The 19765-nt window shown below is 70.7% G+C and carries 15 protein-coding genes; 9 read left to right on the top strand and 6 right to left on the bottom strand.

The window, feature by feature from the left end:
- Positions 1-146: 146 nt before the first annotated feature.
- On the top strand, positions 147-2225 hold the full coding sequence (locus tag VSH64_RS09000) for a hydantoinase/oxoprolinase family protein (protein WP_326835053.1): 2079 nt from the start codon (positions 147-149) through the stop codon (positions 2223-2225).
- The gene (locus VSH64_RS08995; RefSeq protein ID WP_326835052.1) at positions 2222-4327 is read left to right on the top strand and encodes a hydantoinase B/oxoprolinase family protein; all 2106 of its coding nucleotides are present in this window, start codon (positions 2222-2224) and stop codon (positions 4325-4327) included. The genes VSH64_RS09000 and VSH64_RS08995 overlap by 4 nt, the downstream gene beginning before the upstream one ends.
- A gap of 70 nt (positions 4328-4397) precedes the next feature.
- Here the strand turns inward: VSH64_RS08995 and VSH64_RS08990 are convergent, their stop codons facing one another.
- Together VSH64_RS08990 and VSH64_RS08985 are read right to left on the bottom strand one after the other, a co-directional pair.
- Positions 4398-4787 carry a hypothetical protein gene (locus VSH64_RS08990; RefSeq protein ID WP_326835051.1) on the bottom strand — a complete coding sequence of 130 codons (390 nt, stop codon included), beginning with the start codon at positions 4785-4787 and terminating at the stop codon, positions 4398-4400.
- 123 nt (positions 4788-4910) lie between these two features.
- Complete coding sequence (locus VSH64_RS08985) at positions 4911-5780, bottom strand: SDR family NAD(P)-dependent oxidoreductase (protein WP_326835050.1); 870 nt, start codon at positions 5778-5780, stop codon at positions 4911-4913.
- A 290-nt stretch (positions 5781-6070) separates the two neighbouring features.
- On the opposite strand from VSH64_RS08985, the gene folP reads away from it, so the two are divergent.
- Positions 6071-6931, top strand: a complete 861-nt coding sequence (gene folP / locus VSH64_RS08980) for a dihydropteroate synthase (RefSeq protein ID WP_326835049.1) — start codon at positions 6071-6073, stop codon at positions 6929-6931.
- On the top strand, positions 6928-7602 hold the full coding sequence (locus VSH64_RS08975; RefSeq protein WP_326835048.1) for a class III extradiol ring-cleavage dioxygenase family protein: 675 nt from the start codon (positions 6928-6930) through the stop codon (positions 7600-7602). Before folP ends, VSH64_RS08975 begins: the two co-directional genes overlap by 4 nt.
- A 10-nt stretch (positions 7603-7612) precedes the next feature.
- On the opposite strand, the gene VSH64_RS08970 is transcribed toward VSH64_RS08975, so the two are convergent.
- Positions 7613-8806: a sodium:proton exchanger gene (locus tag VSH64_RS08970; RefSeq protein ID WP_326835047.1), complete on the bottom strand. Its 1194-nt coding sequence runs from the start codon at positions 8804-8806 to the stop codon at positions 7613-7615.
- A 254-nt stretch (positions 8807-9060) separates the two neighbouring features.
- Here VSH64_RS08970 and VSH64_RS08965 point away from each other — a divergent pair, with 254 nt between their 5' ends.
- The gene (locus VSH64_RS08965; RefSeq protein ID WP_326835046.1) at positions 9061-9936 is read left to right on the top strand and encodes an SDR family NAD(P)-dependent oxidoreductase; all 876 of its coding nucleotides are present in this window, start codon (positions 9061-9063) and stop codon (positions 9934-9936) included.
- Positions 9933-10961, top strand: coding sequence for an aldo/keto reductase (locus tag VSH64_RS08960; RefSeq protein ID WP_326835045.1), 1029 nt, complete (start codon positions 9933-9935; stop codon positions 10959-10961). Before VSH64_RS08965 ends, VSH64_RS08960 begins: the two co-directional genes overlap by 4 nt.
- A 19-nt stretch (positions 10962-10980) precedes the next feature.
- On the opposite strand, the gene VSH64_RS08955 is transcribed toward VSH64_RS08960, so the two are convergent.
- The 3 genes from VSH64_RS08955 to VSH64_RS08945 form a co-directional block, all read right to left on the bottom strand.
- Positions 10981-11517, bottom strand: coding sequence for a DoxX family protein (locus VSH64_RS08955; protein WP_326835044.1), 537 nt, complete (start codon positions 11515-11517; stop codon positions 10981-10983).
- 117 nt (positions 11518-11634) lie between these two features.
- Positions 11635-12867 carry an amidohydrolase family protein gene (locus VSH64_RS08950; protein WP_326835043.1) on the bottom strand — a complete coding sequence of 411 codons (1233 nt, stop codon included), beginning with the start codon at positions 12865-12867 and terminating at the stop codon, positions 11635-11637.
- Between the two features lie 92 nt (positions 12868-12959).
- Positions 12960-14600 carry an AMP-binding protein gene (locus VSH64_RS08945; RefSeq protein WP_326835042.1) on the bottom strand — a complete coding sequence of 547 codons (1641 nt, stop codon included), beginning with the start codon at positions 14598-14600 and terminating at the stop codon, positions 12960-12962.
- Between the two features lie 251 nt (positions 14601-14851).
- On the opposite strand from VSH64_RS08945, the gene VSH64_RS08940 reads away from it, so the two are divergent.
- The 3 genes from VSH64_RS08940 (at position 14852) to VSH64_RS08930 (ending at position 19718) form a co-directional block, all read left to right on the top strand.
- Entirely contained in the window at positions 14852-17878 is a 3027-nt protein-coding gene (locus VSH64_RS08940; RefSeq protein ID WP_326835041.1) for a BTAD domain-containing putative transcriptional regulator, read from the top strand.
- Positions 17879-18088: 210 nt separating this feature from the next.
- Positions 18089-19075 carry a TIGR03619 family F420-dependent LLM class oxidoreductase gene (locus VSH64_RS08935; RefSeq protein ID WP_326835040.1) on the top strand — a complete coding sequence of 329 codons (987 nt, stop codon included), beginning with the start codon at positions 18089-18091 and terminating at the stop codon, positions 19073-19075.
- Positions 19062-19718, top strand: coding sequence for an RraA family protein (locus VSH64_RS08930; RefSeq protein WP_326835039.1), 657 nt, complete (start codon positions 19062-19064; stop codon positions 19716-19718). The genes VSH64_RS08935 and VSH64_RS08930 overlap by 14 nt, the downstream gene beginning before the upstream one ends.
- The last annotated feature ends 47 nt before the right edge of the window (positions 19719-19765 follow it).

The raw sequence follows: 19765 nt of genomic DNA, 5'->3' as shown, positions 1-19765 counted from the left end.
CGGCCGCACGTCCGGACAACGCACTCCCGACGATCCCGAGCCCGTCCGCAGTGGACGGACGTTTCGCGGCAACCGGCCGGGGGCCGGACGCAGAACCAGTTCCCGCACCTCAGCTCCGGACACCCGACGACACAGCGAGGTCCTCCATGACGCACCCATCCGACCCGATCGGCGCCGCCTGCATCGGAGTCGACGTCGGCGGTACCTTCACCGACGTCGTGCTGGCCGACGACACCCGCATCTGGCGGGCGAAGGCGACGAGCACCCACGGCGAGCTCGGGCGCGGAGTTCTCGCCGGGTGCCGGCTCGTGGCAGAACGAGCAGGGACGACACTCGAAGAACTCCTTCCGCGGGTCGTCCGATTCGGACTCGGCACGACGGCGGTCACGAACACCATCGCCTCGCGCACCGGCCGGCGAGTGGGGCTGCTCACCACCGAGGGCTTCGAAGACCTGGTGCCCATCGCGCGCGGGATCCGATCCGCGCACGACGGGTGGCTCGTGCCACCGGAGTCCCTCGTCGATCCCGAGTGCATCGCCGGGGTGCCCGAACGCCTCGACCGGCTCGGCCACGTGGTGCGCGAACTCGACGTGGCCGCTTTGCTGGTGGCTGCCGAGCGGCTGGTGACCGACCACGCCGTGGAAGCACTCGTGGTCTCGTTCCTGTGGTCGCACGTGAACGACCGCCACGAACGCACGGCGGCCGAAGCACTGGCGCTCAAATTCGCGGACCTGCCGGTGATGTCGGGTTCGGCACTCCTGCCGGTGATCCGCGAGTACGACCGGACGCAGTTCGCGCTTCTCAACGCCTACACCTCGGGTGCGCTCGATGGTGTCGAAGCCCTTGCCCGCGAGTTGGCCGAGCTCGGCCTTCCCCATCCGCCGATGCTCGTGCACTCGGGTGGCGGCGTGATCTCGATCTCCGAAGGGCGCCGCGTCCCCGCGACGCTCGCGGAATCGGGCCCCGCGGCCGGAGTGGTCGCCGCCCTCGCGGTCTGCGAGGCGACCGGCGTCTCCGACGCGGTGACCGGAGATGTCGGGGGCACCTCGTTCGACGTCTCCCTCATCACCCGCGGCGAGCCGAGCCGCCGCACTCGCGGTGACCTGATGGGCGTCTGGACCGCGCTGCCGATGATCGACATCGACTCGGTCGGTTCCGGTGGAGGATCGATCGGCTGGCTCGACCCCCTGGGCATCCTCCGCGTCGGCCCGAAGTCCGCGGGCGCCCAGCCTGGGCCCGCCTGCTACGGCCGCGGCGGCACCGAACCGACGGTCACGGACGCGCTCGTGGTCCTCGGCTACCTCGACCCCGCCCGCTTCCTCGGCGGTGAGATCGAGCTGGACCGCGACGCCGCGGTGGCGGCGTGCGCCCGGCTCGGCGCGAGCACCGGCCTCGACGCACGGCGCGTGGCGCAGGGTATCCGCGAAGTCGCCGAGGCCGGGATGGTCCGGGCCCTGCGCACCAGGTTCGCAGAACGCGGTTTCGACCCGCGCACGTTCACGCTCATCAGCATGGGTGGTTGCGGTTCGTTGTTCAGCGCGGCGATCGCCAGGGAACTTCACATCGGGCGGGTGTTGGTACCGGAGCTGGCATCCGTGTTCTCGGCCTTCGGCGCCGCCACGTCCGACGTGCGACGAGAGCGCACCCAGTCCGTCGGCTTCGCGATTCCCGGGGACCCGCGTGACCTCGGCGCGGTGGTCGACAACCTGGTGGCCGCGGTCAGAGCCGACCTCGCCGCCGACGGCGTGCCTGCCGAGGCCACGTCGATCACGGTCGGCGCCGAACTGCGTTTCGCCAAGCAGCGGTACGAGCTGCCGGTGGAGTTCCCCGGCGGCCTCGACACGGCAGACCAGCTCGCTGCCCGCGACCGGTTCGTCGCCGACTACTCGGCCCGATACGGCGAAGGTGCGCTCGTCTCGGGCGCACCGGTCGAGATCGCGACGCTCAAGGCCACCGGAGTCGGCGCGACCACCCGCGCCCGGCTGAGCGCTCAGCCCGTCGGCGAGCCCGGCCCCGCACCGGTCCACTCGCACCGGCCGATCTTCGGCGGCTCCCCGTCGAGCCCGCCGGAGACGCCGGTGGTCCGCGGCGAGGACCTCCGACCCGGACACTCGATCACCGGGCCGGCCTTGATCGACGCCAGGGACACCACCGTCTGGCTCCCGACGGGTTGCACGGCCCGCTTGGACGCGTACCGAACCATCGACGTGAGGATCTCCCTGTGACGACGAGCGAACAGCGGCACCTCAGCCTGGATCCCGTGGCACTGGGGATCCTCCGGTCACGGCTGCAGGCGACGGCCGAAGAGGGGGCGATCACCATCGAGCGGACGGCGATCAGCCCGGTGATCTCCGAATCACGCGACTATTCGAGCACTCTGCTCGAAGCCAACGGCGACCTGATCGTCGCCGGCGGCGCGCTGACCCACCACTTCGGAGTCTGCAGCCACGCCGTGCGAGCGACGCTCGAGGCACACGGCGAGACCCTGCGGCCGGGTGACCTCTTCTTCGCCAACGACCCCCACCACGGTGGCGGTCTGCACGCGCAGGACGTGTTGATCCAGCTCCCCGTGTTCCACGGCGAGCAGTTGATCGCCTGGGTGGTGAACTCCGGCCACATGCTCGACATGGGCGGGATGGTGTTCGGGTCGTGGTCCCCCGAGGCTGTCGACTGCTACCAGGAAGCACTCCGGCTGCCGCCGGTGCACCTCTCGCGGGCGGGGGTGGAGCAGAGTGAGATCTGGGCCGTCATCCTCAACAACGTCCGGGTACCCGACGTCGTGGAGATGGACATGCGCAGCCTCATCGCCGGAGTTTCCGTCGCCCGGGACAAGCTGCTCGAAATCGCCACCGGCATGGGTGTCGAGTCCTTTCTGGACGGCGTCGGCGAGCTGAAGGCGCTCGCGGACCGTGAGATGCGGCGACGGATTTCGGCTCTGGCAGACGGCGTGTACCGCTACACCGGTTGGACCGAGTGGCACGGCGAGCTGTACCCGGTCCCGTGCAAGCTCACCGTCGCCGACGACGAGCTCGAGTTCGACTTCGCCGGTGCCCCGCCGCAGACCGACCACTTCTTCAACTCGAAGCCGCACATCATCGAAGCCATCCTCGTCGGCGACAGCACCGATGTCCTGGCGTTCGACCTTCCCCTCACCCAAGGCATGTTCGGCCCGATCACGGTCCGCTGTCCACCCGGGACGATCGTGAACTCGGAGCCGCCCGCGCCGATCGCCTCCGCCCACATCGATGTCGCCATCAACGCGACGACGGCAGCGCAGCAGTGCCTCATGCTGGCTTTGACCGCGTCGGATCCGGTCGAGGCGAGCCACCTGTTGTGCGGCCCGCTCGCGGTTTCGGCCATGGCCCTGCAGATCTGGTCGTACCTGACGCCGAACGGAACCCCGAACGGCTGGATGATGATGGACGGCTCCCTCGCGGGGAACTCCGCCGCCCACGACCGCGACGGGACCGACCTGTGGACGTTCATGGTGGCCCGCAAACCCATTCTCGAAGCCATCGACGTCGAGATGCTCGAGTGGTGGCACCCGCTCCTGGTGGATTTCAAACGCATGCGGGCCGGTGCCTACGGAGCGGGCCGAAACCGTGGCGGCGCCGGATGTCACATGCAGTTCAGGCCACACGGCACGAAGTCGTTCAGCGGTTCGCTCCTGGCCATTCGGGAAGAGTTTCCCCTCGCCGGCGTGGCCGGCGGCGGTCCCGGCGCGACCAGCGAATTCCTCCTGCATCGTGAGGACAGGCCGGCCGAGGACCTCGCCGGCAAGAGCAGCGGTGTCGTCGTCGGGGAAGGCGACGCACTAGAGTTCCGGCTCGGCTCCGGTGGCGGGTACGGCGACCCGCTCGACCGTGAGCCGGCCCGAGTGGCGCTCGACGTCCGGCACGGCCGGTTCACCGCCGCGGAAGCCGAGCAGACCTATGGCGTCGTGCTGTCCGGCCGCGAGCCCGACCTCGCCGCCACCGTGACCCGTCGCGACCGGTTGCGCCGTGGCCGATTGTCGGCCGCCGCACCGCCGTTGCGCCCCGGGCGCGCGGAGACGACAGGTGCCGCGGACCTGGCTGCGCGGCCGCTCTACCCGGGGGTGGAGCGACGGGGACAATACGCGATCGCGGTCGAAAGCGGAGCAGTGCTCGCCACGGCGCCCGGCCGGTGGACCGACGGGTGTCCGACGATCACCCGGCCACTGACCGCCACCCTGGTCGAGAGGTCCTATTTGGACCCCGGTACGGGCCGGGTGCTGCTGACCGAGGTGGTGCCCGACGGCGTCGGGTGCACGATCGAGGTGAGTCCGCTCTCCTGGTCTCGCACTTGACCGCACCGACCGTCCCGGCGGCGCCGGTGGGTGCCGGCGCCGGCCGGAGAGCGAGGCGGGACGGGTTCACTCAGCCTTGCAGCCGAGTGAACCCGCCCAGGTGCTGGTCGAACACGGTCACCGGAATGCCCGCGCCCGCCAGCGCCTCCAGCATGTCGAGGATCGCCTGGGTCGGCCGGCCGTACATGCGAATGGCGGTCGTGCCCTCGAGGGTCTCCTTCCACGACGGGTTGGCCAGGTCGCTGAGCACGCGCATGTGGTGCTCGAACGAGTCCGTGTCGGGGTGGATCTGGATGTACTCCACCTCGGTGCCGTCCGCGCTGCGGTACTCGTGGAAACCGATGGTGCGCGGCTCGTTGTCCTGGATGAACTGGATCCAGCCCGGGACGCGGCGCTGCTCGTCCTCGATCTTTCCGTCGCGGACCTTGTTGGTGGCGATGAAGACGAACGGACCTGACATGGCGGAACTCCTCAGTGGTCGATGACGGGGAAGCATTCGATGATTCGGAAGCGCGTGATGACTCGGTGGACGACCACCGGGTTCGGCGTGGTGATCGGCCGAACCCGGCAGACCTCGCCGTGGTCAGATCTCGCGTTCGAGCGGTTCGGCACCCGGTGCGGGAATCAGCGCTCGCCACAGCGCGCTCGGCCGACCCACCGCTGCCTCACGGAACTCGGCCCAGTACTCCTGCGGACCGAGGATGCGCTTGGCGTGCGGGATCGCGGTGGAGTCCGGACCGGCGTAGAACCGCACCTGCTCGAGCGACGGATCGATCACCGAACGGTAGATCACGTCGGCGGTCACCTGCGGGGAAGAACCCGTCATCGGCGTCACCCCGAAGAACGACTCGATGCCGGCCTGGTAGTCCTCGGGCACCTCGGTCGCCACGTCGATCTTCGTGAAGATCCGCGTCGCGTGCTGTCCTGGCATGATCGCCCGCACCGCCACCCCGAACTCGGCCAGCTCCATCGACAGCGCCTCGCTCAGCGTGGCGACCGCCGCCTTCGAGGCCGCGTACACACCGCTGTAGGGATAACCCTGCTCGGCCGTCAGCGACGCGATGTTCACGACGACACCCGACCGCTGCGTCCGGAACGTCGGAAGGAACGCCTTCGTCACGGCGATCAACCCGAACACGTTCGTCTGGAACTGCCCGTGGATCTGCTTCATCGTCGATCCCTCGAGCGGCCCCATCTGATAGGACCCGGCGTTGTTGACCAGCGCGTCGACGCGACCGAACGCCGCCAGTGCCTGCTCGGCGAACGCCGGCGCCGCGCTCTCGTCGTCCACGTCCAGGAGCAGTGTGCGCACCCGCGGGTTCGCGTCGTGCACGCCCAGGTCGGCCTCCTTGCGCACGGTGGCGACGACGTCCCAGCCCTCGCCCGAGAACTTCTCCACCGTGGCCTTCCCCAGCCCGCTCGCGGTGCCGGTCACGACAATCACTTTACTCACAGCAACTCTCCTTGTGCATACAGTCAGCGAACCGTTACGTGTCCGCCGGACCCTTACGGGGTCCACCATAGCGGTCCGGTGGACACATTACAAGTGTCCACCGGACCGCTATGGTGGGGTGTGCCACATCGCCGCGTGAGGCAGCTCGTGGCGCGGCACTGACCACAAAGGAATGTCCACGATCGGAAACCGGGCTCTTCACGGGATTTTCCCGGGGGTGCCACCATAAAAACGTCCCGCGGCCGCCGTCCGGCGACTTCGGGTTTCAGTACCGAGAGGACTCGCCGGGCATGATTCGACTCGGAAACCACGAGTTCCCCGCCACTCGCCTCCTCACGATGGCCATCGTGAACCGCACCCCGGATTCGTTCTACGACAAGGGTGCGACGTGGGACGAACAGGCCGCGTACGACCGCGTGCACCAGGTGATCGCGGAAGGCGCGGAGATCGTCGACATCGGCGGGGTCAAAGCGGCGCCGGGCACGGAGGTGACGACCGCGGAGGAGATCGATCGGGTCGTCGGCTTCGTCGCGAACGTGCGAGCCGCCTACCCCGACGTGGTCATCAGCGTGGACACCTGGCGTGCCGAGGTCGGCCGGCTCGCCTGCGAGGCCGGCGCCGACCTCCTCAACGACGCCTGGGGCGGGTTCGACCCGGAACTCGCCCAGGTGGCGGCCGAGTTCGATGTCGCGCTCGTGTGCGCGCACGCCGGCGGCGTCAGCCCGCGCACCAGACCCCATCGCATCGACTACCCCGACGTCGTCGCCGACGTGCTCGCCCGGACGACCGCCCAGGCCGAGCGCGCCGAGCACCTCGGCGTGCGCCCGGAGAGCCTGCTCCTGGACCCGGCGCACGACTTCGGGAAGAACACCTGGCACTCGCTCGAGGTGACCCGCCGGCTCGGCGAGCTCGTCGCCACCGGCCGGCCGGTGCTCGTGTCGCTGTCCAACAAGGACTTCGTCGGCGAATCGCTCGACCTGCCCGTCGGCGAGCGACTCGACGGGACCCTCGCCGCCACCGCGGTGTGCGCGTGGCTCGGGGCGAGCGTCTTCCGAGTGCACCAGGTGCCGGAGACCCGGCGGGTCCTCGACATGGTGGCCACGATCAAAGGCACCCGCGCCCCGGCGCGCACCGTACGGGGACTGGCGTGACCCGCACACTCGTTTCGGCCGCGGTGTGTCCTCATCCCCCGTTGCTGTTGCGGGAGCTCGGTGGCGGGCACGACTCGGTCCCGGCACTGCGAACCGCGTGCGGGGCGGCGCTGGACCGGCTGCTGCGCGACTCACCGGACACCGTTGTCGTCGTCGGGCGCGCAGTCGGCACCTGGAGCGCCGGAGAACTCCCCGACGGCGCCGAGGACGCCCCGGGGAGCTTGAGTGTCGCGCGGCGGCTGCTCTCCGAAGCCGGGTGGACCGGCCGCATCGAGTGGCAGGCCATCGCCGCGGACGCCGACGCGGCGTCGTGCGACCTCGTGGGAGCCGAAGTCGCCAGAGGTGACGACCGGGTCGCGCTGCTGGTCATGGCCGACGGCAGTGCCAGCCGCACGCCGAAGGCGCCCGGGTACTTCGACGAGCGCGCCGAGGCGTTCGACGCGTCGGTCGTCAAGGCGCTGCAACGAGGAGAGCCCGAAGCGCTGCGGCACCTCGACTCCGCGATGGCCGAGGAACTGCTGATGCAGGGCCGCCCGGCACTTCACGTCCTCGGTGCGGCCGTGCACCACGCCGGCCGCTCCGTGGCGGGCACCGAGGTGCACTACCTGGACGACCCGTTCGGCGTGCTCTACTACGTCGTCACTTGGACGCTGCGACGCGGCTCGGCCTGACCGGCCGACGTCACCGGGCATCGGGGGAAACGTCCGTTCGAAAGGGCGCCGCCAACGTCGGCAGCACGCGGCGCCGGCCGGCCACGAAGGCGACGAGCGCCGAAACGCCGTACACGCCGCAAAGCACGAGCCGAGCGCGCTCCCCCGGAACGACGAACTGCACGGCCAGGAACGCGGCCAGGAGCGCAGCCGCCCGGCCGCGGAACTCGCACGTGAGCAACGTGCCGACGCCGAGCACCGTCTGCGCCGCTGTAAGAAGCAGTTCCTCGGTCTGGCGCGGATCGAGCCGGAGCGCGAAATCACCGCCGCCGGCCAAATAGGCCAGCGGCAGACTGCCGACGAGCAACGTCCACTGGGTCACCTTGCCGGAGATCAGCGTGCCCATCGCCGCGGAACCTCGGCCGCGCAGCGCGAACAGGATCGCGACGATGAACTCGGGGGCTTCCGAAGCCAGCGGGGCCAGCCATTGCACGAGCACGAACCGGTCGACCCCCCATCGTTCTCCGGTACCCAGCAGTGCCTGCGCGAACGGTTCCGCGGACGCGGCGACGACCAGGGCGGCGAAGAGGAACAAGCCCACGACCGCGGCTCGCCTGCGCCGGCGGGGAAGGGCGCCGAGCTGGGCGGCGGTACCCGTCAGCTCGGGCTCTTCGACCCCGCCGCGCGAGACTTTCCACAGGTACCAGCCGAAAAGCGCGAGCAGAACGATCCCGACCGGCACCGAGATCACCCCGGCCACGACGATCACGAGTGCGACGCCGGAGGCGAACAGCAGGAACCCGAGGTCGATCCGGCGTGCCGGTTCCAAATCGACCACCGTTCCCCGCCGCGTACGGGAGCGGCCGCCTCCGCGGGTGCTCCGTCGTGCCACGACGGCGGCGGCGAGGAGGACGACCGGCCACCCGAGGCCCAGCAGCAGCCGGTTCGACCCCGTCATGTTCGCCGCCGCGTAGGCGAGGAACTCCGGCCGCGCGCCCGCGGCGTAAGCGAAGTAGAAGTCGACGGCGTACTCCGGCAGCACCACCACCACGGCCAGCACCGCGATCGCCGAGCCGCCGGACACGTCCACCTGTGCGGCTTCGACGGCCCAGGCCAGCAGGAACGACGACGCGACCACCGCGGTGCCGAACACGAGGAGGGCCGGCAGCGCGCTCGCCGTCACCCCGGCGACGCGGACGAGCAGCGCGGGCACCGCGAGAGCCACCGCGACGACGAGCGAACGGCGGGACCGTCCGCGGCTCCCGACCGATGCCGCCAACTCGCCACCCTCTTCCTCGGGCTCGTGCCCCGCGTCGTCGCGGTCCGGTGGTCTCGCCGGTCGAAAGGATCGGCCAGGGCCGTTACCGAGGGCGTTAGCCGAGTCGTGATGTCGGCGAGTAACGGGGCCGGTAACGCGCGCGCGATAGGTGTCACACCGGGCACGACGGTGCCCGCCGGATCGAGTGAATCGGAGTGCAGATGCCGAAGACGTGGCTGGTGACGGGTGCCGCCGGAGGGCTCGGTCAGGAGCTGACCCGGGCCGCCGTCCACAGCGGTGACCGGGTGATGGCCACCGACTTGGACCTCGGCGCGCTCGAGGCCGTGACCCGGGAATACGGGGACCGGGTGCGCACTCGCGTACTCGACGTCACCGACAGTTCCGCGGCGGCGGCCGCGGTGGCCGCGACGGTGGCGGAACTGGGTTCGCTCGACGTCGTCGTCAACAACGCCGGCCACCGCGGCGTGGGGTCCATCGAGGACATGCCGGAGGACGAGTTCAGGCGGCACATCGAGATCAACCTCTTCGGCGTCGTCAACGTCAGCCGCGCCGCGCTCCCGGTTCTGCGTTCCCAGCGCTCCGGACACGTCTTTCAGATCTCCACGATCGGCGGACGACGGGCGCAGCCGGGTATCGGCGCCTACCAGACCTCGAAGTGGGCGGTCGGCGGGTTCTCCGAAATCCTGGCGAAGGAACTCGCTCCCGTGGGTGTTCACGTCACTCTCGTCGAACTCGGCGGGCTGCGCACAGCGTGGGCGCAGACCCCGATTCCGATGGAGGAGGTCCGCGAGGAGTACCGCTCGACCGTGGGCCGGTTCGCCGCCACCTACAACCGGAACCCGGATGTGCAGCGCGGCGATCCGGCGAAAATCGCCCAGGTCGTGGTGGCGCTGACCGACGAGCCCGACCCGCCGGTGCGGCTGCTGATCGGTTCCGACTCGGCGTGGCTCGCACCCCGGATCAGTGCGGCCCGGGCCGCCGAGGACGAGAAGTGGCGTCACGTCAGCGTTTCCACCGACTTCGACGGACTCGGCGACTTCGCCGACACCGAGGTGGCCAGGATGGTCCGCCCGTGAGCCGCTCCGCGCCACGCCCGCCCGCCGGAGCGAGGGCCACGGTCCCGCTGGGAGAATCCGGCCTGCGGGTGCACCCCATCGGGCTCGGCTGCATGGGGATGTCCCAGTTCTACGGCGAGGCCGATCGCGCCGAATCGATCACCACCATCCGCACCGCGATCGACCTCGGAGCCGACTTCTTCGACACTTCCGATGTCTACGGCGCCGCGACACCGGTACCGGGACAGCCAAGCCTCGGCTTCGGTCACAACGAGCGGCTGCTCGGCGAAGCGGTCCGCGGCCGGCGCGACGAAGTGGTGATCGGCACGAAGTTCTCCGCGAAGCCGGCCGCGCACGGGATGACGTTCGACGGCAGCCCCGAATACGTCGCGTCCGCGTGCGACGCGAGCCTCACCCGACTGGGCACCGACCGGATCGACGTCTACTACTACCACCGGCTCGATCCCGGGGTGCCGGTCGAGGAGACCGTCGGGGCCATGGCCGATCTCGTCACAGCGGGCAAGATCCGTGCGATCGGACTGAGCCACGTCCCGGCGGAGGTCATCCGCGCGGCCGCCGCCGTGGCGCCGGTTTCGGTGCTGCAAAGTGAATACTCACTGTGGGAGCGCTCGTTGGAGGCCGAAATCCTGCCGATGTGCCGGCGCCTGGGGATCACGCTGGTGCCCTACAGTCCGCTGGGCCGCGCCGCGCTGACCGGCAAGGTGGTGAGCGGCACGGAGTTCGACGCCACCGACTTCCGATCCACCGTGCCGAAGTTCCAGGGCGAGAACCTGGTCCGGAACCTCGAGCCGGTGGCCGCGCTGCGGGAGTTCGCCGAACGGCGCGGGTTCACTCCCGGCCAGGTCGCACTGGCCTGGCTGCTGGCCCAGCCGATGCACGTCGCGCCGATCCCCGGCACGAAACGTGTCGCGTACGTCCGGGAAAACCTCGGTGCCACGGCCGTCCCGCTGAGCGCGGACCACGTCGCCGAGTTGAGCCGGCTCTTCGACCCCGCCGCGATCCACGGCGGCCAATACGCGTCCTGACGGCCACGCCGAGCCGGCTCTACCGGATCTCCGACGGCTCGGCCCCCTCGGGGGCGGCTACCCGAGGCCGGTAGAACGCGGCGAGGTGCGCGACCGCCGCCAGCACTCCCCCGCCCGCGGCGATCAGCAACCCCGGCCAGCCGACGAGAAATCCGGATTCCCGGGTGATCAGGTGGTCGAGAGAAAGCGCGCCGTGACCGGCCACGGCCACCACGATCGCGTTCACCGCGAGCACGGCGTTGTACTCCCATCCGGACGCGACGATGAAGAACCCGTTGTGCCGGTGGACTGTCCAGGCGGCGACCGCCATCAACGCGACGATCGCCGCGGCGGCCAGGCTGGTCATCAGCCCCGCGGCGAGCAGCAGACCCGCGCCGACCTCCGTGCCCGCGGCCGCCCTGGCGTGCCACCGGCCCGGGCGCATCCCGATACCGTCGAACCAGCGAGCGGTGCCTGCCAACCGGCCGCCCAGGAAGATCTTGCCGTAGCCGTGCGCCGCCACGGTCAGTCCCGTCGCGACCCTCAGGAGGAGGATCGCCCAGTCGGAATCGTTCACAGTTCTCGTCCTCGCAACGATCGGTGGTCGCGGCTCCAGGCCGCCCGGCGGAGGCGCGGGCGGCCCGGAGCCGCAGGCACGAGCCGCATCCGCGGCCCGTGCCTCGTCCAGGGCGGGTCAGCTCGCCTCGGCGACCGCGGTGCCGGCCTCGAGCTTGGCGACGTCGAATCCGTACAGCTTGGCGCAGTTCTCCTGCACCATCGTGCGCTGCTCGTCCGCGGGCACGTCCACGAACTGCTCGTCGAGCAGCGATCCGCTCAGCGGGAACGTGCTTTCCGCGTGCGGGTAGTCACTGCCCCACATCAGCCGGTCGATCCCGACCTCGTCGCGCATCCGCATCAGGGCCGCGTCCTCGGTGAACGAGACCAGCACGTTCGAGCGCACGTAGTCGCTCGGCAGCAGGTCTCCTTCGAGGCGGTACCCCTTGTCGGTCGAGCGCAGGTTGTACTTGTAGTGCCAGTCCATGCGCTGCATGAAGTAGGGCATCCACGAACCCTCGTTCTCGACCGATACCACCTGCAGCCCGGGGTACCGCCGGAAGACGCCCGACATGATCATCTCCACCAGGGAGGTCCGCACGTGCATGTCGGGGGTGTTCACCATGCCGGGGGTCGTGTAGGGCCCGTCGATGTGCGGCTGCCGGCTGGAGTGCGTCACGAACCCGAATCCCGAGGTGGACCGGATCGACGCCACATGCATGTTCAGCGGCACGTTCAGGTCCTGCGCGGCCGCCCAGAACCGCTCGTAGCGCACGTGATCGTAGCCGTCCGGGCTGCTGACAGGGATGCACGCGCCGACCGCCCCCCGATCGCGCATTCGCGTCATCTCGACGATCGCGTGGTCGATGTCGTCCAAGTTGAGCATCGTGATCGGCTTGATCCGGTCCCGATCCTCCGACGCGAAGTCGAGTGCCCAGTCGTTGTAGGCGCGGAAGATGTCGTTGAGCACGAGCGTATCGCTGATCATCGAATAGAACAGGAAGGTGAGGCTCGCGAACACGGCGCCGCCGTAGACGCCGTCCGCTTCGTTGTCGTCGAGCCACACCCGCGGGTTGAACCCGCCCTCTCGCACGTCGTCGGCGAACGTGCAGTCGCCGTAGGTCGACGGGCTGGCGCGGTTCGGCCGGGTTTCCAGCGGCTCGAACCGGTCTCCTGCCCGCGACGCGACGAAAGCGGGCAGACCCGGCTGACCCTCGGCGACCCACATCTCGACACCGTCGACCTTTTCGAGCCGCGGTGCGTAGTCGAGGTACTGCTTGCTCATCCGAGTCAGGAACAGATCGGGCGGCTCGACGATGTGGGTGTCGGACGACACGCGCCAGGGAGCCTGGCTGGTTTCCTCAGTGGGCATGGACAACTGTTCACCTCCGGTGCACACGGGACCGCCGCGATGGCGAAGGTCCCGGACTGGTCGACATTCGTGTTCTCGGCCGCGTTCGGCCGCTAGAGGGACGCGAAAAACTCTTCGATCAAGCGCGTCGTGATGAGCTCGCGCAGGCGGAACCGCCGGAGCTCGCCGGCCGGCGTGCGCGGCAGCCGGGCGACGACTTCCAGCCGCTCGGGTACTGCGCGGCGCGCGACCCCCTGGCGCAGCAGGAACTCCGTGAGGTCGGGCAGCGTCGGCCGGTAACCGGGCGAGGGCACCACGAAGGCGCACACGCGCTGCCGCAGAGCCGGGCAGGGCATCCCCACCACCGCGACGTCCCGGATCCCGGGGTGCTCCCGTACCAGGTCTTCCAGCGCGGTCACCTCGAGTTCCTCGTCACCGCGCCGCACCCGATCGGCGGCTCGCCCGTGGACGGCGAACCCGGCACGGCCGTGGTCGACGACCACGTCGCCAGTGCGGAACCGACCATCCGAAGTGGATGGTCGCCGCCCGTCCGCGAGGTAGCCGGCGAACAACGCCGGACCGGACACCGCGAGTTCGCCGGTCACGCCCGCCCGGGCCGCGGCGGCTTCGGAGCTCGTGACGTGGACCCCGGCCACACCGGGAAGCAGGTGGTACCGGGAGCCGGTGCCGCCTTCGCCCGGCGCACCGATCGCCAGCGCCGGGTACTCCGCCAAGCCGTAAGCCCGCAAGACCGGTCGCGCCAGCTTCTCCCCCGCGGCACGCAAGTGCGCGGCGGTGATGTGGCCGGTCACGCAGACCAGCGCGCGCAGTGCCGAAAGATCGGCGTCCGCGTTCTCGCGCTCGGCGAAGGCGCGCACCAGGCCGGGTTCCGCCACGACCAGTCCGCACCGGCGCCCGGCGATCACGCGCAGGGTCGCCCGCGGCCGGGGCGTCCGGCTGAAGACGACCGGTGCCGAGAGCAGCGCGGGCACCTGCAGCCCGTAGACGAAACCGGTGGCATCCGCGAGCGGGGCCGCCACGAACACCGGCGCGTCCGCGGTCAGGCGGAACCGGTCGATGACACCGCGGCCCGCGCTCGCCAGCGAACGGTGGGTGTGCACCACGGCTTTCGGCCGACCGGCCGTTCCCGCCGTGAACACGAGCAGCGCGGGGTCGTCGGGCGTGCGGTTCGCGGTCTCGTGGCGCAGGCCGTCGTGGCGGCGGAGCGAATCGAACGAGCGCGCGACCCGATCGCGGCCGGCCCGCGCGACCACAACGTGCCTCAGCTCGGGCAGAACAGCGCGGGACCGGGTGACGTCGTCGGAGTGGCGGAAGCCACCGAACTCCTCGGGCACCACCACCAGCCGGGACCGGGCCTGGCCGAGCGCGTGTTCGAGCTCCGCCCCGCGGCACCGCAGATCGATCGGGTTGCTGATCGCCCCGATCCTGATCACCGCGAGGTGCAGCAGGTAGGCCTCGTGCCAGGCGGGCAGCTGCCACGACACCACGTCACCCTGGTGAATGCCGAGCATCCGCAGCCCGGCCGCGACCGCGGTGACCGCGTCCTCCGCCTGCCGGAACGACAGCGAGGCGCGGTCGTCGGTCAAGGCGGTCGCGGCGGGACGCTCGAGGGCCGCGGCCGCGAGGCACACGTCGGCGAACAGCTCGGCGTACCCGGTGAACGGCATCGCGTCCGCCGCGGGGCCGGGGCGGTGAATCTCCCACTGTGACGGCTCGGCGTCGTGAACGGACACCAGCCTCACCTCACCTTCGTCGATCGGTGATCCGCCCGGCAGGTGCCGGAAACCGCGTGATCGCCGTTGTTCCGCGTTTTCGGATGCCAGTCTCGGAAGCCGCCGTTACCGCGGTCGTTATCGCGACTCGTGCCGGTTCGCCGGTGCCCCCGGCGAGCCGGGCTTGCCACGGGCGCGCGGTTCGGCGAGATTGGGTCTTCGAACGCCGCCGCGTGGGCGGCGGCGACCGAGCAGGAGAAGAGGCACCGAAGATGACTCCGGAGTCCGCCGAGCCGGCACCACGGCCGCATCGGCACCGGATCGCGCCTCCCGGTGTCCCCGCGGGTTCGCTCGGGCGACCGCGCCTCGACCGCCTGCTCTCGGAGCTGTTCGAGACCTACTCCGTCGTCGAGATCGTCGCGGCGCCCGGCTCCGGCAAAACGGTGCAGGCGCAGCTCTACGCGGCGGCGAGCGGGCTTCCGCTCGCCTGGCTCACCCTCGACAAGTCCGACGTCTCGGCGTCCGCGCTGGTGTTCGACCTCGCCTCGGCCCTCGGAGACCTCGCCGAGGGCGCGGCGGCCACGATGCTCAACACCTTGCAGGGCAACGGGACGCCGGACGAAGCGGCGGCCATCCTCGCCTCGACGCTCGGCGAGCACGACTGCCTGCTGGTCATCGACGACTGCCACCACATCGCGGGCTCGGCCGACGCCGCGTCCGCTGTGGACACTTTTCTCGAGTACATCGCCGAGCCGGTGCGAGTCCTGCTCCTGGCGCGCGACGAACTTCCGTGGCCGCTGCAGAAACGGTACGTGCACGGCCGGATCGCCCAGCTCGGCGACGCGACGTTGAACCTGAGCAAACAGGAGGTCGCGGCCTTCGTCGAGTCGTCGGGTGCGGGCCCCGAATCGGTGCAGCCGATCTTCGAGCAGACCGGCGGCTGGGCCGCCGGAGTGGCTTTCGCCTCACGATTCGGAGTGGGCGAGGAACCGAACCTGCGCGATCTCTCGACGTATTTCGGCCGCCAGGTGCTCGACCCGCTCCCCGAAGCCGAACAACGATTCCTCCTCGACACCTCGGTGACCGACGCGGTCACCAGGGATGTCGCGGTCGCGCTGTGCGGCGCCGAGGGCAACCGGCTCTGGTCGGGGCTGTCCGCCCGGCACCTGCCGGCGACGAGCCGCACGGCCGACGCGATCGTGTGCCACTCCCTGTTCCGGACTTACCTGCTGCGACAGCTGGAAGACACCCAGCCCGAACGCCTCCGCGAGTTGCGCGCCGCCTACGCGCGCTACCTCGCGTCCGTGCGGCAGTTCGACGAGGCGACCGAGCTGTGGCTGGCGCTGGGAGATCTCGACGAAGCCCAGCGGAGCGCGGTCGAGGCGCTGCCGGCGTTGTACTCACGGGCCGACTGGCCGGTCGTGAAGCGTTGGCTGGAGGCGTTGGGTGAGGACCGCGTCCTCGAAGACCCGGCGCTCATCGGCGCGTCCGTCCGGGCGGTCCACGATCTCCGGGAGCTCGAACCCGCTCGCCGGCTCATCCGGCGGATGGACCGGGAAGGCCGGCTTCGCGGTGCCGTCGAGCACGATCCGGGAGTGCTCGCGGCTGCCGCGTGGGCGATGCACGCCCACCCCCACGAAGCACTGGGGCTCCTGGACAAGTACGAAGGCGACGCGAGCGCCGACGTGGTGCGCTACATGATCGACACCACGGTTTCGACGCGAGAGGTCTCGCCACCCGACGCCCAGGGTCTCGCGTTCGTGGAGCGGGGGCTCAGCTGGGGGCTGTTCCTGCAGGGCCGGCTGGGCGAGCTGGCCCGGATGGGCCCCGCCGACACCGACGGCCCGATCCTCAACCCCCACGTGATCCTGGCCGCCGCGTTCCGCCAGGACACCGCCGAGGTCGATCGGATGTGGCTGCGGATCCCGCCGGAGACGAGAGACCGCCCCCACGCGAGGTTCATCGAGGCGATGATGGACCTCACCCGGGAGAACCACGCCGGTTCCCGGGAGAACCTGCGCCTCGCACTCGCGGACAGCCACCGATCGGGCTTTTCGCTCGAGCCCGTCTACGAGACGTTCGCGGGGTACCTGCTCCTGCTCACCGAGGGAGCCGAACCGGCCATCGCGCAGCTGCGCCCGGTGCTGGACGCCATGTCCCGCACCGGGCAGACGGCCTACATCGAGATGACGCAGTGCTTCCTCGGCCTCGCCTACCTCCGCGTGGACCGGGTCGCCGAGGCCCGGCTCATGTTGCGCGACGCCGTCGCGTCGATGACCCGGTGCCGGCGCGAGCTCCTGCTTCCGCTGGCCGCGGCCGGGCTCTCGGAGGCGACCGCTCGCACGGGAAACGACGAGGCCGCGCACGAGAACGCCGAACTCGCCTACCGCCTCGCCTCGGACATGGGCAGCTTCTGGGCGCTCATCCAGGCGGTGCGCCTGTTCCCCGAGATCCGCCGGCGAGAGGCGGCGCGGGACCGCGGCGACACCCGCTGGAGTCGGCTGGTCGTCGCTCCGTCCTCGGACCGTGCTGCCGACGGACCGCATCGGCCCGATCCGGGCACACGCCGGTTCGAGCTGCAGCCGTTCGGCCGCGGGCGGGATCTGTACGTCGACGGTGTCCGCGCCAACGTCGGCCGCACGAAGCTGCTCGAACTGCTGGCGTGTCTCGCGTTGCACCCCAAGGGGATCGATCGCTTCGAGCTTCAACGCCGGCTGTTCCCCGACGCCGACCAGCGCAGCGGGGGCAACCACTTCCGGCAGGTCGCGCACAAGCTCCGTCTCCGGACGGGGATCGTCCTCGAACGACAGGGCTCACTGGTCCTGCTGTCCCCCTCATTGGGCCTCGTCGCGCGCGACGTCGAGTCCGAACGCCTCCTTGCCGAAGCGAGTGCACTGCCCGGGCCGGAACGCCGCCGGCGCCTGCTCGACGGGCTCGCCCCGGTCGAAGGGCACTACCTGGAGGGAAGCTGCCTGCCGTGGGTCGAAGAGCGCCGGGCCCACCTCACGCTCGTGCACGAGGAAGCGCGGATCGAACTGGCGATGCTCCACCTGGAGCTCGGCGAGCCGGAGCTCGCCCGCGCCGTGTGCGAGCAGATCCTGGAGTCCAACCGGTACTCGGATCCGGCGTACCGGGTGCTGGCGGATGTCGAGCGAGCGGTGGGCAGTGAAAGCTCGGCGCTGGCGGTGTACCGCCGGGCGTCCGACGCCCTGTCGGAACTCGGGCTGCAGCCCGGCGACGCTCGACGGCTCGCGCGAGGCCGCCACCGGCCGACCGGCCGGCCCCCCGCCACCGGCTGACGCGCCCCCTGCCCGACGTGCGGCTGCTTGACACCACCCCTTCTGCTCCTATGATTAGCACAATAAGCCCGTCTCGAGGTGGTTCACCGGGTGGCCCCGGTCGCCCGCGGCGAAAGCACAGTGGCCCCGTCGGGCGCCGGCACCCGTCGCGCCGGTCCCTGCGCCCCTGCCGGTCAAGACGGGATCCCTTCGTCGCGGGAGGACACATCGATGCCGCAGCAAGGCACCGCGGGAGTGCGTCCGACGGTCGGCTTGTTCTCGCCGATCGTCCAGCCGATCAACCTGCAACCGTGGGAGGACGCGGCCGGTCCCCGCGACCTCGCCGCCGTGGTGACCGCCGCCGAGCACCTGGGGTTCGACTTCGTGACGGTGTGCGATCACGCGGTGCTCTCGGCCGATGAGGCGGCCTTCTACGGCGGCGCGCGCTTCTACGACCCCATCGCGACGATCGGGTACCTGGCGGCGCTGACCGAGCGCATCAGATTCGCCACCCACGTCTACCAGATTCCGCTGCGCAGTCCTCTGATCACGGCGAAGTCGTTCGCCACACTCGACGTGCTCAGCGGTGGCAGGGTGATCGCCGGGTTCGGTGTGGGCCGGCGTGACTACGAAGCGGCGGCCGCCGGGATCGACTTCCGCACGCGGGGTTCGGTGGCGGACGAGTACCTGCGGGCGGTGGTCGCGCTCTGGAGTGGGGAACCGACGAGCTTCCACGGCGAACACACGGACTTCACCGACCTGGTGTGCCGGCCGCGGCCGGTGCAGCGCCCCGGTCCTCACGTCTGGGTGGGTGGCGATCGCTACGTCGGCCTGCGGCGGGCGCTTGATCTCGGTTCCGCTTGGGCGCCCTGGGCGCTCACGCCTGCTCAAACGGCGAGCCTGCTCGACCGGGCGGCGACCGAGCGTGCCGGGTCGGTGCCCGCCGGATTCCAGGTCGTGGTGCCGGTGGCTCCGCTGGGCGGACGGGCGGCGCGTGGGCAAGCGGCACCTCCCCGGTTCGCACCCGGTCCGGCCGCCGCCGCGAACTGTCTCGACGTCGTCGAGGAGTGGCTGGGAGCCGGTGCCACCGATTTCGTGGTCGACCTGCCGAGCCCGAGCCTGGCGGCACAGCTCGAAGCGATGGCGTGGTTCGCCGCCGAGGTCGTGCCCGGCCTGGTCCGGGACACACCGGAGCCCGTCGCCGGTGCGCGCTCGTGACAGCGCCACTCAGGCCGCCGCGGAACGCGACCGCGTCCGGCACGACGATCGACGAGACCCCACGCAGTCCGGCACCGCGGACGCGAACGGCGAGCACCCCGCGATGACCGACGCCGCAGCGGCGCTGCTTCCCTTCGGCACCAAGGTCCTGCGCGAGGCGGGCGCTCCGCCGCTGCCATCCCGGATACAGGCCCTCAACGCGGCCTGGCGGGTGTGCGGGCGGGTCTTCACCGTCGCGCTCGCCGGGGGCAACAACATCTGGCTCCACCGCGCCCTGTACGCCGCCGGCCCGGGAGATGTGCTGGTCGTGTCCACCGATTCGCCACGCGAGTACGGGTACTGGGGTGACACCCTCACGCATGCCGCCCTCGAACGTGAGCTCGGCGGGCTGGTGATCGACGGCGCCGTGCGGGATTCGGCCGAGCTGTGCCAGCTGGGGTTCCCGATCTTCTCGCGCGGGCGATGCCTGCGCGGCGCCGGCAAGGAAGACTCGACCGGCAGCTTGCGGGGGCCGGTCGCCCTCGGCTCCGCCATCGTGTCCACCGGCGACCTGGTGGTCGGTGACGAGGATGGCGTCGTGTTCACCGCGCCCGATGAAGTCGCCACGCTGGTTCGGCGCGCGGCAACGGTGAGCCGTACCTGACGACGCACGAAAACCCTGGCCTTCGCCCCGCTTGACCGACGATGGCA

Origin of the sequence: Amycolatopsis rhabdoformis, from assembly GCF_035918295.1 — a bacterium.
Classification (GTDB): domain Bacteria; phylum Actinomycetota; class Actinomycetes; order Mycobacteriales; family Pseudonocardiaceae; genus Amycolatopsis; species Amycolatopsis rhabdoformis.
The sequence above is the reverse complement of the archived record's forward strand: the minus strand, read 5'-3'. Positions and strand labels throughout refer to the sequence as shown.

Bases quoted from the DNA above. Each gene is read 5' to 3' on its own strand.
- VSH64_RS09000 (WP_326835053.1), top strand. From the start codon at position 147: ATGACGCACCCATCCGACCCGATCGGCGCCGCCTGCATCGGAGTCGAC.
- VSH64_RS08990 (WP_326835051.1), bottom strand. From the start codon at position 4,787: ATGTCAGGTCCGTTCGTCTTCATCGCCACCAACAAGGTCCGCGACGGA.
- folP (WP_326835049.1), top strand. From the start codon at position 6,071: ATGATTCGACTCGGAAACCACGAGTTCCCCGCCACTCGCCTCCTCACG.
- VSH64_RS08965 (WP_326835046.1), top strand. From the start codon at position 9,061: ATGCCGAAGACGTGGCTGGTGACGGGTGCCGCCGGAGGGCTCGGTCAG.
- VSH64_RS08950 (WP_326835043.1), bottom strand. From the start codon at position 12,867: ATGCCCACTGAGGAAACCAGCCAGGCTCCCTGGCGCGTGTCGTCCGAC.
- VSH64_RS08940 (WP_326835041.1), top strand. From the start codon at position 14,852: ATGACTCCGGAGTCCGCCGAGCCGGCACCACGGCCGCATCGGCACCGG.
- VSH64_RS08935 (WP_326835040.1), top strand. From the start codon at position 18,089: ATGCCGCAGCAAGGCACCGCGGGAGTGCGTCCGACGGTCGGCTTGTTC.